Source organism: Mycobacterium sp. (assembly GCF_035314905.1).
Lineage (GTDB): Bacteria > Actinomycetota > Actinomycetes > Mycobacteriales > Mycobacteriaceae > Mycobacterium.
The window spans coordinates 36,256-51,490 of the sequence record NZ_DATFYW010000037.1; the positions used below are offsets into that span (position 1 = coordinate 36,256).

Below are 15,235 nucleotides of genomic sequence, written 5' to 3' on the forward strand. Positions count from 1 at the left end.
CAACCATCCGTTCACATGTCCGGTGATCAATGTCGGGCACTGCTCGCGGTGAGCGCTCGAGGCACTCGATTGGGCTATCGCCGCGCCAGGACTGCGGCGTTACCAAACGCGGCCAGCGGTCAGCTAACTCGACGCCGACCGGCTACGGCCCCGTTGCCGGTAAGCCAGTGTAAGGGGTACCACTTAACGGCGGCTCGCTCAAGCCGCAACGAATCAGCTCGTACTCGGGCACCCGGTCGATTTGGTAGCGGGTGAACTGGTAGGAGTGCAGGAAGTTGGAGGCGAACCGCCGCAGCCCCATCGGCGCGCGGATCGAATTCAGCACGTCCTCAGTGGCCGGGCATTTCAGCGCGGCCCCGGCTTGGGCGACCCAGTCCTCGTCGAGGTAGGGCGGCAGGAACGGGCGGCGCTTCAGGAACGGCCCCTGAGCCACCTCCCAGTCCGGGAACAGGTCCTTGTCGTGCCCGATGCGGGCGTCTTCGATTCGCGCGGTGTGCTGCGCCAGCGGGTTTGCCAGCCCGATCTGGTCGACCACCCGCACGTTGAGCCCGACGTTCATGCCCAGCATGCCGAGGTTCGTGAAAAACACCGTATGCGGAACATTTTGCGTCGCCCTCGGGTCCGGCGGCACCCCCGGTGCCGGCTGCGGTGGCGGTATCGCGGGCACCACATCCCATTGCGTGTAGTTGCCAGAAGGCAACAGCAACGCGCCGACGGGCGTGTTGTCGATGGCCTCGAGCACCGCGCGCATACGCGGATAGTCGAGGTAGTCGGCGGCGGTCAGCGGATGGGCGTGTCCGGTCGCCTGCGCGTAGAACCGGCGCTCGTCAACGATGCCGGAGTAGGTGACCCTGGTGGCGTCGGAACCCATGCCGGGCGAATTCGCGGCCCACAACGACCAGCCCGCGACGGCGAGCCACGCGACGGCGGTGGCGCCGGCCAGGAGGTAGCCGCCCTCGCGTGAGAATTTCGTTCCGTCGGGAAGGACCACGGGAATCACCGCGACAGGAGCCAGCAGGCAGAACAACGGCGTCAGCAAAACCCTGCCATGCATGAAGTCGCCACCCTGCCGGATCCAGTACACGCCCTGCAGCAGGCCGCCGACGACGATGAACGCGACCACCGCGGGTGGGCTCTGCACCATCCTGGCCAGCCTCCCGTAGCCCGTCGGTGCGGCACGCCGGATCCACCAGGGCCGGGTACGCATCCTCAGCACCAGCACGGCGAGCACGACCAACAGGACCGCGGGCACCCACAACAGGTAGGGCCGGTTGAAATTGGCGAGATAAATGAACCCCTGCGGCCACTTGTTGCCGGAGGCGTCCTTCGCGAGTGCGGTGCCGGGCACCAGCAGGCCGTAGTAGCCCATCCGGAAGATCTCGCAGGCCACCGGCAGCAGGCCGCCGGCCACCACGATCAGCAGCCGGTGCCGCCACCCGCGCGCGGCGATCAGCATCATGATCAGCGCGAGACCGCCGAGCAGGGCCAGGTCCGGGCGGACGAGCACGCTCAGGCCGGCGACGAACGCGAGCGCGCCGGTGAACCACGCGCCCACCACATTGCCCCCCGGGCCCGGCGGACGCGCACGCAGCGCCTGCGACCAGCACACCATCATCCACCAGAGCAACCCGACATATGCCAGCACCAGCCCGTTCTCCAGGCCGGAGGTCGCGAAGTCGCGGGCAGGGGGCACCGCGACGTAGACGAGCGCACCCGCGGGCACCATCACGGCGCGCCGCCCCAGCAGGCCCGGCGCGTACAGCCGCGCCGACCCGAGCATCAACAGCACGACGCCGAGCACCGACAGGATCAGGGCCAGTGCCAGCGCGACGTATTCCAGCCGCGTCGGGCCGCCGACCCAGCCGCCCAGCGTGAGCAGGTACGTCCACACCGTCGAGGTGTTGGATTCGACACGTTCCCCGGCGTTGAACACCGGGCCGTTGCCCGCCAGCAGGTTGCGCACGGTGCGCAGCACGATGAGCCCGTCGTCGGCGATCCAGCGGCGCTGCCAAGCTCCCCAGCCGAACAGCAGCGCGACCGCCAGCACGCCGACCCAGAGGCTGAGCCGCACGGTCATGTCGTACGGGTACGCCGGCCACGCCGACGGCCGGGGAATGCGCCGGGTGGCGCTAGCTGAAGGCGACGGCCGCACAGACCGTTCCTATCCAGGCCAGGGCCAGTAGTTGCAGTACCCGGTCACGCAGTGCAATCTCCTCGGGCTCGCCCGCCATGCCCCCGTCGACGTCGACCGCGTACCGCAGGATCGCGATCGTGAACGGGATCATCGACACCGCGAACCACGACCCCGAGGAGCGGTCCCGCTCGAACGCCCAGAGGCCGTAGCAGAGGACCACCGCCGTCGCCGACATGGTCCACACGAACCGAAGATACGTACCGGTGTAGCTCTCCAGGGACTTGCGGATCTTGGCGCCGGTGCGTTCGGCCAGCTGCAGTTCGGCGTAGCGCTTGCCTGCCGCCATGAACAACGACCCAAACGCCATCACCAGCAGGAACCATTGCGACAGCGGGATATCGGTCGCCACACCACCGGCGATCGCCCGGATCAAGAAACCCGACGACACGATGCACAGGTCGATCACGGCCTGGTGCTTCAGGCCGAAGCAGTAGGCCAGCTGGATCGCGATGTAGATGGCCATCACCAGTGCCAGGTTCGGCGTCACCATCCACGCGATCGCCAGGGACGCCACACCCAGCACCGCGGCGAGCGTGTAGGCCATCCACTCCGGCACCACGCCGGCGGCGATGGGCCGGAACTGCTTCGTCGGGTGCGCGCGGTCGGCCTCCACGTCGCGCACGTCGTTGATGAGATACACCGCCGACGCCGCGAGGCTGAACACGACGAACGCGATCAGCACCCTGATCAGCACGTCTCGGTAGTCGTACCGCATGCCGCCGCCGAGCGCGGCCAGCGGTGCGGCGAGCACCAGCAGGTTCTTGACCCATTGCCGAGGCCGGATCGCCTTGACGATCCCGGCGGCCAGATTGCTCGGCGGACCTGTGACCGGTGCCGCTTCCTCACTCATCGTGTACTCCCTGAGAGCTTTTCCACTGCTTTGGCCACGACCGCACCCACCGCCACACCGGCAACGACGTCGCTGGGGTAATGCACGCCGAGGACCAAGCGGGACAACGCCATCGGCGGCACCAGAAGCGCGGGCAGCGGCAGTCCGGTCAGCGGGACCAGCAGAGCCGATGCCGCCGTGGTCGACGTGGCATGCGCGGACGGGAAACTCAGTTCGCTGGGCGTGCCGACGTTCACGGCGACCGCCGGATGGCAGGGACGTCGCCTGCGCACCACGCGTTTGATCACCACCGCCGAGACGTGCGCGGCGAACGCGCCGGCGCCCGCGATCAGCCAGTCCCGCCGGCGCCGGGGCTGCAGCACCGCGCCCAGCGCGGACACCGCCACCCAGCCGATGCTGTGCTCGCCAAAACGCGACATCGCCCGCGCGGTGGCGAGCACACCCGGGCGGCCGGCCAGCGCCGACTGCACGGCTACCAGCACGGCGACTTCGCCATGAGGCGCAGCGGTCTCGGTCATGTGCCGGAGCGCTCCGCGGCGGTGCCGATCCCCGAGTCGCTGCGCGCCGGCCCGCCGGCGGCAAACAGCACCGACTCCCACTTCTGCTTGCTGGACAGCACCGGCAGGGCCTCGCGGTAGGCCCGGCGCATGTGGTCGAAGCGCCTGGCCAGGCGCCGCTGTCGCCGCAGCGACTGTCGCAGCAGCGAGAACGCCTTCGCGCGATCGCGCTGCCGGTAGACCACGCCGCGGCCGTCCGCGGTGGTGACGGTGACCCCGTCGACGTTGCAGAGCAAATACCATCGGGCGTCGAGCGTCGGCACGTTGAGCTGTGGGCGCCCGTGGTGCGCCGGATCCGCCTTCGTCAGGTTGTGCAACACCCCGCGGGCCAGCCGGACCACCTTGGCGGCGGTCGTCGCGGGCTCGCCCACCGCCCCGACCACGCCCGATGGCGGCGGAAGCTCGGTGGCAGCGGGCAGCACCACCGCGTCCGGGTAGTCGCGCCGGATGCGGTGTACCTGCGGCAGTGCGGACTGAAGGATCGAGAAGATGTGCTCAGGCCCGGCGAGGAAGTCGTCGATCGCCCTGTTCTGGATGGCGACCGTGGAATATTCAAGGCACAGCAGGTGCTTCAGCGTCGCCTTCAGGTGGCTGCGCAGCAGTCCGCGGACGTCGCCGTCCCAGTGCATGGCCGCGACCACCAACCGGTTGCGCAGGTGGAAGTAGGCCTGCCAGTCGATCGCGTCGTCCTTGTCGCTCCACGCCATGTGCCAGATCGCGGTGCCGGGCATCGTCACGGTCGGATAGCCGTGCTCGGCTGCGCGCAGCCCGTAGTCGGCGTCGTCCCACTTGATGAACAGCGGGAGCGGCTGGCCCAGTTCCTCGGCGACGTGGCGCGGGATCATGCACATCCACCAGCCGTTGTAGTCGACGTCGATCCGGCGGTGCAGCAGGTTGCTGTCGGGATTGTTGTCGTTCAGCGGGTATCGCGCGAAGTCGTGGTCGTACTGGGTGTGCGGAGCGGAGGTCCACATGAACGTGGACCGGTCCACGACCTCGCCCATGATGTGCAGGTGCGACGGCTCCTGCAGGTTCAGCATCTGACCGCCGACCAGCATCGGCTTCTTGGCGAACCGGCTCATCGCCAATGCCCGCAGCACCGAGTCGGGTTCGACGCGGATGTCGTCGTCCATGAACAGGATCTGTTGGCAATCAGTATTTTTCAGCGCCTCGTACATCACCCGGCTGTAGCCGCCGGAGCCACCCAGATTCGGCTGGTCGTGAATCGAGAGCCGGTCGCCCAGCGGCGCGGCCGCCTCGGCGAACCCTCGATGCCCGCGCAGCTTCGCCGTGCCCTGGTCGGGCACGATCACCGCGCCGATCACCTTGTCGACCAAAGGATCCGAGGTCAGCGCCCGCAGCGTGTTCACGCAGTCGCCCGGCCGGTTGAATGTCGGCATTCCGATCGCGACGTTCGCGACGCCGGGCGCGGGCCCGGTCGCGTACCAGCCCGCGGCGTGCAACGTGCAGGCGCTGTCGGTGGTGATGTCGAACCAGATCCACCCGCCGTCCTCGAACGGGCCCAGGTCGATCTCGAACTCCACCACCTCGGGCTCGTCACCCCCGGCGAAACCGCGGCCCTCCACGAGGATCCGCGCTCCGCTTGCCTTGGTGCGGTAAACGTCGACGCGACCCGTGCCGGTCAACTCGGCGCGCAACACCACCGAGGTCAGCGTCGACCAGCGCCGCCAGTAGCTGGCCGGGAACGCGTTGAAGTACGTCGAGAACGACACCTCCGATTCGCCGCCGATCTGCAGCGAGGTGCGCGTCGTCGCGTGCGCGCGGCGGGCGTTGGTCAGCGACTCCACGAGGTACAGCTTCCGCACGTCGAGGGGTTCGCCCGGCCGCGGCAGAATCACGCGGGCCAGCAGGCTGACGGCCGTCATACCCTGTTGCTCTCGTCGAGCGGCACGCCATCGAGCAGGTGCGGCGCCAGCACGTTGTCGTACATGTTGAGCGCGCTCGCGATCGCCATGTGCATGTCGAGGTACTGGTATGTGCCCAGCCGGCCGCCGAACAGCACCCGGGCCGACGCGGTCTCCGCCCTCGCGCGCGCCCGGTATGCCGTCAGCAGCGCCCGGTCGGCCTCGGTGTTGATCGGGTAGTACGGCTCGTCGTCGTCTTCAGCGAACCGCGAATACTCCCGCATGATCACCGTCCTGTCGGTCGGGTAGTAGTCACGCTCCGGGTGGAAGTGGCGGAACTCGTGGATCCGGGTATACGGAACGTCGAGGTCGTTGTAGTTCATCACCGCCGTACCCTGGAAGTCACCGGTGCGCACCACCTCGACCTCGAAATCCAGTGTGCGCCAACCGAGCCGGCCCTCAGCGTAATCGAAGTAGCGGTCCAGCGGGCCGGTGTAGACGACCGGGGCGCCGGGGTTGTCCGCCCGTAGCCGGTCGCGCACGTCGAACCAGTCGGTGTTGCGCCGCACCTCGATGCGTTCGTCGGCGGCCATGTTCTCCAACCACGAGGTGTAGCCGCCGACCGGCAGGCCCTCGTAGGTGTCGTTGAAGTAGCGGTTGTCGAAGGTGTAGCGCACCGGCAGCCGGGTGATGTTGCTCGCCGGCAGCTCCTTGGGGTCGGTCTGCCACTGCTTGGCGGTGTAGCCCTTGACGAACGCCTCGTAGAGCGGCCGGCCGATCAACGAGATCGCCTTCTCCTCGAGGTTCTGCGCGTCCTCGGTGTCGATCTCGGCGGCCTGCTCGGCGATCAGCCTGCGGGCCTCGTCGGGGCTGAAATAGCGGCCGAAGAACTGCGACACCAGGCCCAGCCCCATCGGAAACTGGTAGGCCTGCCCGTTGTGCATCGCGAAGACGCGGTGCTGGTAGCCGGTGAACTCGGTGAACTGGTTGACGTAGTCCCACACCTTCTGGTTGGACGTGTGGAACAGGTGCGCACCGTAGCGGTGCACCTCGATGCCGGTCTGCGGCTCGGGCTCGGAGTAGGCGTTGCCGCCGATGTGCGGCCGCCGCTCGACCACCAGAACCCGCTGGTCCAGCTGGGTGGCCACCCGTTCAGCGATCGTCAGACCGAAAAAGCCGGAACCGACGACGAAAAGGTCAAAACGAGCTGTCATCGGCAGCTAGGGTATCCGACCACGCTGGACTTGCGACCGCGCCGCAGCCGCTGGGTACGACCCTTGTCGTCAACCTGCCAAGGTCGCAATTGCCTCACAATTCGGTCTCGTCACTCTAGCCTCATGAGTCCCATCAGTACCATCGGAAGCGTTGGGATAGGCGGGTGCCGGCGCAAGGCGGTTATTCGCACGTACCAACGCAGCGTTCCAGCAGACATGTAGTCAAGATTGAGGAGACTTCCCGTGCCGAACCGACGTCGACGCAGGCTCTCGACAGCCATGAGCGCGGTCGCCGCCCTGGCCGTCGCAAGTCCATTCGCAGTCATCGCTGTGTCTGACCTGGCGGGTGGGGGGCACCTCCCGCTTGCGGGGGACAAGCCCGCGCCGCAGCAACACCAGTTCGTTCAGGCCGCACAGATCACCGACCTGCCCAGCGAGGTGATGTCCGCGCTTCAGCAGGGGCTGTCGCAGTTCGGGATCGTTGTTCCCAACATGCCGTCCAGCATCATGGGATCGTCGACGCCGGGCAGCGCGTTGACCACGCCCGGGAGCCTGACGTCACCGGGGCTGACGACGCCTGGCTTGACGACGCCCGGCTTGACGACGCCGGGGTTGACGACGCCGGGCTTGACGCCACCGGCGTCGGGGCTGACGACGCCTGGGCTGACGACGCCGGCCGCTGCGCCGGGTCTTACTCCACCCGGGGCGACCACGCCGGCGCTGACCGACCCGTCGCTGACCAGCCCGGCGCTGACCAGCCCGGCGCTGACCAGCCCGACCGCGCCCGGGTTGACGACCCCGGCGGGGTTGACGCCTGGGCTCGGGGCCCCCAACCCGGCGCTGACCAGCCCGGCGGGTCTGGCCCCCGGCCTCGGCGGGGCCCCTGGCGAAGTGCCGATCAGCGCGCCGATCGGCGACCCCGGACTCGGGCAGACCTATCCGATCCTGGGCGGCGGCGATCCGTCGCTGGCCGCTCCGCCGTCCGGCCTCGGGGGCGGGAGCGGGGGCGGGGGCGGCCTGATGAACGACCTGTCGCAGGCCGCGAACCAGCTCGGCGTCAGCCAAGGCATCGACCTGCTCAAAGGGGTTCTGATGCCGTCGATCATGCAGGCCATCAAGGGCGGCGCTCCGGCGCCGGCACCCGCTCCGGCACCGCCGCCGCCCCCGGCGAGCGGATAAGACCTGCCGGAAGAACGGCACCGCAGGGCACGCCCCCCTCGGCTCTGCGGTGCCGTTGCGTGTCGCACCACCGGTACCAATGGTCCCATACGTAACATCAGGCCGTGCCGTGTCGTCGCCCAGCGCCGTCGATCCTGTTCACAGCGGTCGCGGCGACTGTCGTGCTGCTGCCATGGGCGGTTGACGGCATCCCTCGCGGCGACGACAAGCGTCCCGCCGCCACGGCTCAGGCGGAATTGTCCGAGCAGCCGCTGACCGGGGTAGGCGCCGGTGTCACGATCCGCGAAGTCAGTAAGGCAACACCGTTTTCGATGGTGGCGCTGACGGCCGCGGATCTGACCGGCACGACCGCGCAGGTGCGCGCGAAGCGCGCCGACGGGTCGTGGGGACCGTGGTACAAGGCCGAGGCGGTCGAATCCGACGGGCCATCCGAGGGCGACCGCGGCCCGCGCGGCACCGAACCGGTGTTCGTGGGCCGCACCACCGACGTTCAGATCGCGATCACCCGCCCCGGCGCGCCCAGCGGTCCCCCACCACCCACCACCGCACCGAAAGCCGGTGCGCCGAGCCTCGGATATGTGCCCGCGAACGTCGAAGCGCCGTTCGGGCAGAACCTCAACGCGGTATTGATCACTCCCCCGCAGGCTCCGGCCGACACCACGTGGTCACCGCCGACCGCCGTCGCCGCACCCGGGCAGCCGCCGAACATCATCAGCCGTGCGCAGTGGGGCGCCGACGAATCGATGCGGTGCGGAAATACGGTGTACGACAACGGAGTTGGCGCCGCCATCGTGCACCACACCGCCGGCAGCAACGACTACTCGCCAGAGGATTCCGCAGAGATCATCCGGGCGATCTACGCGTACCACACCCGCACGCTCGGATGGTGCGACATCGCCTACAACGCACTGGTCGACAAGTACGGCCAGGTGTTCGAAGGCCACTTCGGCGGCATCACCCGCGCGGTGCAGGGCTCTCACACCGGCGGGTTCAACAAGAACACCTTCGGGGTGGCAATGATCGGTGACTTCGAAACGGTGCCGCCGACGGAGCCGCTGATCCGCTCGGTCGGCCGGCTGCTGGGCTGGCGTCTCGCGATGGACGGCGTCGACCCCAAGGGGACGGTGCAGTTGACCTCGGAGGGCGGCCCGTTCACCTTCTTCCCGGCGGGCGCGAGGCCGACGCTGCCGACCATCTTCGCTCACCGCGACACCGGCAACACCGACTGCCCGGGCAACGCGGGCTATGCCGCGCTGCCCGAGATCCGCGAGATCGCGGCCAAGTTCAACCAGCCCGTCGGGCCCAAGGATCTGGCCGACTCGTTGCGGGGTGGCGCGATCTACGACCGCTGGCAGGCCACCGGTGGCCCGACCGGCCCGCTGGGCGCGCCGACCACCCCGGAGACGTCCGGCGACGGATCGACCCGCTACGTCCGGTTCAATCACGGGGCGATCTACTGGTCCCCCGAGACCGGCGCGGCCCCGGTGACCGGCGCGATCTACGACGCGTGGGCGGGGCAGGGCTTCGAGCGGGGCCCCCTCGGACTGCCGACCAGCGGCGAGATCCAGGAGCCCGAGTGGATCGTGCAGAACTTCGCGCACGGCACCCTGAACTTCGACCGTGAAACGTCCAACGTGATGCGGGTGATCGACGGGGTCGCGCTGGAACTGCCGCCGCCCTCACCGGACGGGCCGCCCGCTCAGCTGGAGCGGTTCTCGGCCCTGGTGAAGCCGTAAGTCACAGCCACCAGCGCTCGAGCACCCGGGCCACGCCGTCGTCGGTGTTGGGCGCGGTGACTTCGTTGGCCGCGGCCACCGCCTCGGGATGGGCATTGCCCATCGCGACGCCGTGGCCGGCCCAGATCAGCATCGGCACATCATTGGGCATGTCGCCGAACGCGACCACGTCGTCGGCGGCAATGTCGAGCGGCGCGGCGATCTCCTGGATGCCGGTCGCCTTGCTGATGCCCAGCGGGACGATCTCGATCAGGCCGTTGTTCGTGGAGTAGGTGATGTCGCCCTCGACGCCGACGTGGTTGCGCAACACGGCCGCCATGTCGGCGCTGCCCGCGCCGGCCTTGCGGATCAACAGCTTGACAGCGGGAGCGCTCAGCAGGTCCGCCAACGACACCTCGGTGTTGTCCGGGTTCAGCCAGGCGTGTTCGTAGCCCGGTGAGCTGACGAACTGTGGAGTGGCGGCATCGTGTGCGCTGCGACCGACCCGTTCGACGGCCAGCCCGGCACCGGGGATCGCACGGGCGGCGATCTCGGCCAGCTCGCTCAGGACCTCGGGCGACAGCGTGCGTGCCGAGACGATCCGGTCGGCGTCCGGGTCGTACACGACCGCGCCGTTGGCGCACACCGCCATCGGGGCGAACCCGAGTGCGTCGACGACCGGCCCGATCCAGCGGGGCGGGCGGCCGGTCGCCAGCACGAACGTCACTCCCGAGGACACCGCGGCGCGCACCGCGGCCCTGGTGCGTTCGGTGACCGTCTCGTCCTCGTCGAGGAGGGTCCCGTCCACGTCGCTGGCGATCATGACGGGCAGGCTCATCTGCCTACGCTTCTCGCTGAAATCACGCGCGCTCCGCCCGTTTTCTTGCCCGCTCCGCCAACTCGGCATCGTCGAGCGCCCTGGCCTCGAGCAGCGTCGGCGCGCTGCCGCCCATCCGGCGGGGCACCCAGAACGCGCCGGCCGGATGCGGGTACTCCTGTTGCGCCCGTTGCAGGAGAGCCGTCATCGACTCCCGCAGCACGGCGTCGGTGTGCTCGACCGAGTCGTCGGCGTACAGCGGCCCGCCGACATGAACGGTCAACGGAATCTTTCTGCGGCGCAGGTTCTTCGGATGGTCCTTCGTCCAGATCCGCTGCGCGCCCCACACGATGATCGGGATGATCGGCGCGCGGGCCTCCCGCGCCATGCGCGCCGCGCCCGACTTGAACTCCTTCAGCTCGAAGGCGCGGCTGATCGTCGCTTCGGGGTAGACGCCGACGAGCTCGCCGGCTTTGAGCCGCTCAACGGCAACCGCGTATGCGTGCGCCCCCGCGCTGCGGTTCACCGGGATCGTGCCGGTGTGCCTGATCAGGTAGCTGACCAACTGCACCTGCCGCATCTCTTCTTTGATCATGAACCGCATCCGGCGGTGACGGTAATGGGCGGCCAGCGCGGCCGGGAGCCAGTCGATGTAGCTGGTGTGGTTGATCGCGGCAACCGCGCCGCCCTGTTCGGGAATGTTCTCCAGGCCGTGGTAGGCGATTTTCGTCCCGGCCGCGGCGACCGCGATCTTGACCAGGCTCTCCAGGGTCCGAAAGACCGGTTCGGCCATCGCTGCTCACTCCCGTTGTCCGGCCTGTCCGGACTGTCTGTCGGCGCGGCGGGCCGCCTTAGCCGCCGCCTCGTCGGCATCCATTCGCGCAGCCTCGGCGAGCGTGGGGGCGCCACCGCCGAGCCGATGCGGCACCCAGTACTCGCCGGGCGGGTACGGGCCGTATTCGTCCTGCACGCGTTCCAGCAGGTGCTGCATCCGGGAACGCAGCAGCGCGGTCAGCTCGGGGGCCGGCAATGTCGGCGGGATCGGCTCCCCGACGGCGACGCTGATCGGGACTTTGGGGCGCAACAACTTCTTCGGGTGGCCCTTGGTCCAGATCCGTTGAGCGCCCCAGACGATGTGCGGGACGATGGGCACACCGGCTTGAAGCGCCATCCGCGCCGCGCCCGACTTGAACTCCTTGATCTCGAAGCTGCGGCTGATCGTGGCCTCCGGGTAAACGCCGACGAGTTCGCCCGCCGCGAGCATCTCGCAGGCCTTCGCGTACGACTCGGCGCCGCTCCCGCGGTCGACCGGGATGTGGCGCAGACTGCGCATGATCGGCCCGGAGATGTTGTGGTCGAACACTTCCTTCTTGGCCATGAACCGGACCTTGCGGCCCCGCCCCTGCCGATAGGCCGGCAGCCCGGCGAACGTGAAGTCGAAGTAGCTGGTGTGGTTGATCGCGATGACCGCCCCGCCGGTGGCGGGCAGGTTCTCGACTCCGCTGACTTTGAAGGTAAGGCCCTGCAACCGCCAGATCAGCCGGGCGGTCTGGATCACAGTCGCGTAAACCGGTTCCACACCGTCGAGACTAATGGGCGTGGCCAGCCAGCGGCTGTGGCGGCTGGCGACACCGCGTTCCCGCTAAGCTCGGGCCCGTGCAGGTTACGAGCATCGGACATGCCGGGTTCCGCATCGACACGCGTGCCGGAAGCATCCTGTGCGACCCATGGGTCAACCCGGCCTACTTCGGCTCGTGGTTCCCGTTCCCCGACAACAGCGAGCTGGACTGGGCTGCGCTCGGCGAGTGCGACTACCTCTACGTGTCGCATCTACACCGCGATCACTTCGACCCGAAAAACCTGGGCGAGCACGTCAACAAGGACGCGGTCGTGTTGCTGCCGGACTATCCGGTGCCGGATCTGCGCCGCGAGTTGGAGAACCTCGGCTTTCACCGGTTCCTCGAAACCACGGATTCGGTGAAGCACAGGGTCGGCGGCCCGAAGGGCGAGCTCGACGTGATGATCATCGCGCTGCGGGCCCCGGCCGACGGCCCGATCGGTGACTCCAGCCTGGTGGTCGACGACGGAGACACGGTGGCGTTCAACATGAACGACGCCCGTCCGGTGGATCTCGACGTTGTGCACGCCGACTTCGGTCAGGTCGACGTGCACATGCTGCAGTACTCGGGGGCGATCTGGTATCCGATGGTCTACGACATGCCCGAACGCGCCAAGGCCGCGTTCGGCAGGCAGAAGCGTCAGCGGCAGATGGACCGCTGCAGGCAGTACATCGCTGCCGTCGGGGCCAGCTGGGTGATCCCGTCAGCGGGCCCGCCGTGCTTCCTGGACCCAGAGCTGCGCGACCTGAACGACGATCACGGCGATGCGGCGAACATCTTCCCCGACCAGATGGTGTTCCTCGAGCAGATGCGCGGCCACGGCCACGACCGGGGGCTGCTGATGATCCCCGGCTCGGTGGCGTCGTTCTCGGGCTCATCGTTGGATTCGCTGCGTCATCCGCTGCCCGACGACGAGGTGGAGGCGCTCTTCACCACCAAGAAGGCGTCCTACATCGCCGACTACGCCGAGCGGATGGCACCGGTGCTGGCGGCGGAGAAGGCGTCGTGGGCACCGGCCGCGGGTGAGCCGCTGCTGGAGCCGCTGCGGGCGGTGTTCGAACCGATCATGAGCCGGAGCGACCAGATCTGCGACGGCATCGGCTATCCGGTGGAGCTGCGGCTCGGGCCCGAAACGGTGGTGCTGGACTTCCCCAAGCGTGCCGTGCGGGAGCCCGTTGCCGAGGAGAAGTTTCGCTACGGCTTCGCAATCGCGCCTGAGCTGGTGCGCACGGTTTTGCGGGACAACGAGCCGGACTGGGTCAACACGATCTTCCTGTCGACCAGGTTCCGGGCCTGGCGGGTCGGGGGCTACAACGAGTTCCTGTACACGTTCTTCAAGTGCCTGAGCGACGAGCGGATCGCCTACGCCGACGGCTGGTTCGCCGAGGCGCACGACGACACCGCGTCGGTGGTGCTCGACGGGTGGGAAGTACAACGCCGCTGCCCGCACCTGAAGGCTGACCTGTCGAAGTTCGGTGTGGTGGAAGGCAAAACGCTGACGTGCAATCTGCATGGCTGGCAGTGGGACCTGGAGACGGGCCGCTGCCTGACATCGAGAGGTCACGAGCTGCGCAGCGAGCGGGCATGACAACGCCGTACATGTACTACGACGACGGGCTGATCCAACTCGATCGCGAGGCGATCACGTTGCGGCGCTATCACTTTCCGTCGGGTACCGCGAAGGTCATCCCGCTGCGGTCGGTGCGGGGCTACAGCGTCAGCCCGTTGGGACTGCTAGTCCAGCGGTTCCGGATCTGGGGCACCTCCGACCTGATCCGCTGGCTGCCGCTGGACGGGCGCCGGCCGTTGAAGTCGACGTTGATCACGCTCGACGTGCCCGGCACGTGGCCGAAGCCCGCGCTCACGCCCACGGATCCGGACCGATTCCTCGAGGTGCTCGACGCGCTGACGGACAAGCGCTACCCATAGGGCCGGCATCAGCCCTTGGGCTCCAGCACCCGCACGCCGACATACGGCACCAGCGCCTCGGGCACGCGGACGCTGCCGTCGGGCTGCTGATGGTTCTCCAGGATCGCGACCAGCCAGCGTGTCGTGGCCAGCGTCCCGTTCAGCGTGGCGGCGGTCTGCGGCTTGCCCTGCTCGTCCCGGTAGCGGATCGAAAGCCGGCGCGCCTGAAAGGTTGTGCAGTTCGACGTCGAGGTCAGCTCGCGGTAGGCCTGCTGAGTCGGGATCCACGCCTCGCAGTCGAACTTCCGTGCGGCCGAGGCACCCAAATCACCGGCGGCCACGTCGATCACGCGATACGGCACGTCGATCTCGGCCAACATCTCGCGTTGCCAGCCCAACAGCCGCTCATGCTCGACCTCTGCGTCGGCGGGCCGGCAATAGACGAACCCCTCGACCTTGTCGAACTGGTGCACGCGGATGATGCCCCGGGTGTCCTTGCCGTAACTGCCAGCCTCGCGGCGGAAGCACGACGACCACCCGGCGTATCGCAGCGGCCCGCCGGACAGGTCGATGATCTCGCCGGCGTGGTACCCGGCGAGCGGCACCTCCGACGTACCGACAAGGTAGAGATCATCGGCCTCCACCCGGTAGACCTCTTCAGAGTGCGCGCCCAAGAAACCCGTGCCCGCCATGATCTCGGGCCGGACAAGCACGGGCGGGATCATCAGCGTGAAGCCGTTGTCCACCGCCAGTCGTGTCGCCAGTTGCAGCAGGCCCAACTGCAGCAGCGCGCCGCGGCCGGTGAGGAAGTAAAACCGCGAGCCTGAGACCTTGGCGCCGCGCTCCATGTCCAACAGGCCCAGCGATTCGCCCAGCTCGAGGTGGTCCTTGGGGTTCTCGACGGCCGACGGCGATCCGACCGTGTCGAGCACGGCGTAGTCGTCCTCGCCGCCCGAGGGCACCCCGGCGATGATCACGTTGGAGATCGCCGCCTGCGCCGCCTCGAAGGCGGCCTCTGCGCCGGCCTGTCCGGCCTCGGCGTTCTTCACGTCGGCGGCGAGTTGCCTGGCGCGCTCCAGCAACGCCGGCCGTTGGGCGGGTGGGGCAGACCGGACCTGCCTGCTCGCCGCCTTCTGCTCCGCGCGCAGGTTGTCGGCCCCCGAGATCGCCGCCCGGCGAGCGGCATCGGCCCGAAGCAGCGCGTCGACGAGCCCGGGATCCTCGCCGCGGGCGCGCTGCGACTCGCGCACCGCGTCCGGATTCTCCCGCAGCAGCTTCAGGTCGATCACGGCCGCAACCCTACTTTCGGGCCGGATC

The 15,235-nt window shown here is 68.6% G+C and carries 13 protein-coding genes; 4 read left to right on the forward strand and 9 right to left on the reverse strand.

The window, feature by feature from the left end:
* Positions 1-142 precede the first annotated feature (142 nt).
* Genes zomB through glf form a run of 5 tightly spaced genes read right to left on the reverse strand, consistent with a single transcriptional unit; the run spans position 143 to position 6,680 of the window.
* Complete coding sequence (zomB, locus tag VKG81_RS02825; protein WP_324389489.1) at positions 143-2,077, reverse strand: flagellar motor control protein ZomB; 1,935 nt, start codon at positions 2,075-2,077, stop codon at positions 143-145.
* A 52-nt stretch (positions 2,078-2,129) separates the two neighbouring features.
* Positions 2,130-3,044, reverse strand: coding sequence for a decaprenyl-phosphate phosphoribosyltransferase (locus tag VKG81_RS02830; protein WP_324389491.1), 915 nt, complete (start codon positions 3,042-3,044; stop codon positions 2,130-2,132).
* On the reverse strand, positions 3,041-3,562 hold the full coding sequence (locus tag VKG81_RS02835) for a phosphatase PAP2 family protein (protein WP_324389493.1): 522 nt from the start codon (positions 3,560-3,562) through the stop codon (positions 3,041-3,043). Before VKG81_RS02835 ends, VKG81_RS02830 begins: the two co-directional genes overlap by 4 nt.
* Positions 3,559-5,487, reverse strand: coding sequence for a glycosyltransferase (locus VKG81_RS02840; RefSeq protein ID WP_324389495.1), 1,929 nt, complete (start codon positions 5,485-5,487; stop codon positions 3,559-3,561). The genes VKG81_RS02835 and VKG81_RS02840 overlap by 4 nt, the downstream gene beginning before the upstream one ends.
* Positions 5,484-6,680, reverse strand: coding sequence for a UDP-galactopyranose mutase (gene glf / locus VKG81_RS02845; RefSeq protein ID WP_324389496.1), 1,197 nt, complete (start codon positions 6,678-6,680; stop codon positions 5,484-5,486). The genes VKG81_RS02840 and glf overlap by 4 nt, the downstream gene beginning before the upstream one ends.
* Positions 6,681-6,923: 243 nt before the next feature.
* Here glf and VKG81_RS02850 point away from each other — a divergent pair, with 243 nt between their 5' ends.
* A complete protein-coding gene (locus tag VKG81_RS02850; RefSeq protein WP_324389498.1) occupies positions 6,924-7,859 on the forward strand; it encodes a hypothetical protein in 936 nt (311 codons plus the stop codon).
* A 104-nt stretch (positions 7,860-7,963) separates the two neighbouring features.
* Positions 7,964-9,595: an N-acetylmuramoyl-L-alanine amidase gene (locus tag VKG81_RS02855; RefSeq protein ID WP_324389500.1), complete on the forward strand. Its 1,632-nt coding sequence runs from the start codon at positions 7,964-7,966 to the stop codon at positions 9,593-9,595.
* A gap of 1 nt (position 9,596) precedes the next feature.
* Here VKG81_RS02855 and VKG81_RS02860 read toward each other — a convergent pair whose 3' ends face one another.
* The 3 genes from VKG81_RS02860 to VKG81_RS02870 are packed head-to-tail and all read right to left on the reverse strand — an operon-like array spanning position 9,597 to position 11,970.
* The gene (locus tag VKG81_RS02860; protein WP_324389502.1) at positions 9,597-10,412 is read right to left on the reverse strand and encodes an HAD family hydrolase; all 816 of its coding nucleotides are present in this window, start codon (positions 10,410-10,412) and stop codon (positions 9,597-9,599) included.
* Between the two features lie 22 nt (positions 10,413-10,434).
* Entirely contained in the window at positions 10,435-11,184 is a 750-nt protein-coding gene (locus VKG81_RS02865) for a lysophospholipid acyltransferase family protein (protein ID WP_324389504.1), read from the reverse strand.
* 6 nt (positions 11,185-11,190) lie between these two features.
* The gene (locus VKG81_RS02870; RefSeq protein ID WP_324389506.1) at positions 11,191-11,970 is read right to left on the reverse strand and encodes a 1-acyl-sn-glycerol-3-phosphate acyltransferase; all 780 of its coding nucleotides are present in this window, start codon (positions 11,968-11,970) and stop codon (positions 11,191-11,193) included.
* A 77-nt stretch (positions 11,971-12,047) separates the two neighbouring features.
* Between VKG81_RS02870 and VKG81_RS02875 the strand changes: the two genes are divergently transcribed.
* Together VKG81_RS02875 and VKG81_RS02880 are read left to right on the forward strand one after the other, a co-directional pair.
* Positions 12,048-13,598, forward strand: coding sequence for an MBL fold metallo-hydrolase (locus tag VKG81_RS02875; protein ID WP_324389508.1), 1,551 nt, complete (start codon positions 12,048-12,050; stop codon positions 13,596-13,598).
* Complete coding sequence (locus VKG81_RS02880; protein ID WP_324389510.1) at positions 13,595-13,939, forward strand: hypothetical protein; 345 nt, start codon at positions 13,595-13,597, stop codon at positions 13,937-13,939. The genes VKG81_RS02875 and VKG81_RS02880 overlap by 4 nt, the downstream gene beginning before the upstream one ends.
* 8 nt (positions 13,940-13,947) lie before the next feature.
* Here the strand turns inward: VKG81_RS02880 and serS are convergent, their stop codons facing one another.
* Complete coding sequence (serS, locus tag VKG81_RS02885; protein ID WP_324389518.1) at positions 13,948-15,207, reverse strand: serine--tRNA ligase; 1,260 nt, start codon at positions 15,205-15,207, stop codon at positions 13,948-13,950.
* Positions 15,208-15,235: the final 28 nt, after the last annotated feature.

Coding starts and splice junctions, on each gene's coding strand:
- zomB (WP_324389489.1), bottom strand. CDS start 2,077: ATGACCGTGCGGCTCAGCCTCTGGGTCGGCGTGCTGGCGGTCGCGCTG.
- VKG81_RS02830 (WP_324389491.1), bottom strand. CDS start 3,044: ATGAGTGAGGAAGCGGCACCGGTCACAGGTCCGCCGAGCAATCTGGCC.
- VKG81_RS02835 (WP_324389493.1), bottom strand. CDS start 3,562: ATGACCGAGACCGCTGCGCCTCATGGCGAAGTCGCCGTGCTGGTAGCC.
- VKG81_RS02840 (WP_324389495.1), bottom strand. CDS start 5,487: ATGACGGCCGTCAGCCTGCTGGCCCGCGTGATTCTGCCGCGGCCGGGC.
- glf (WP_324389496.1), bottom strand. CDS start 6,680: ATGACAGCTCGTTTTGACCTTTTCGTCGTCGGTTCCGGCTTTTTCGGT.
- VKG81_RS02860 (WP_324389502.1), bottom strand. CDS start 10,412: ATGAGCCTGCCCGTCATGATCGCCAGCGACGTGGACGGGACCCTCCTC.
- VKG81_RS02865 (WP_324389504.1), bottom strand. CDS start 11,184: ATGGCCGAACCGGTCTTTCGGACCCTGGAGAGCCTGGTCAAGATCGCG.
- VKG81_RS02880 (WP_324389510.1), top strand. CDS start 13,595: ATGACAACGCCGTACATGTACTACGACGACGGGCTGATCCAACTCGAT.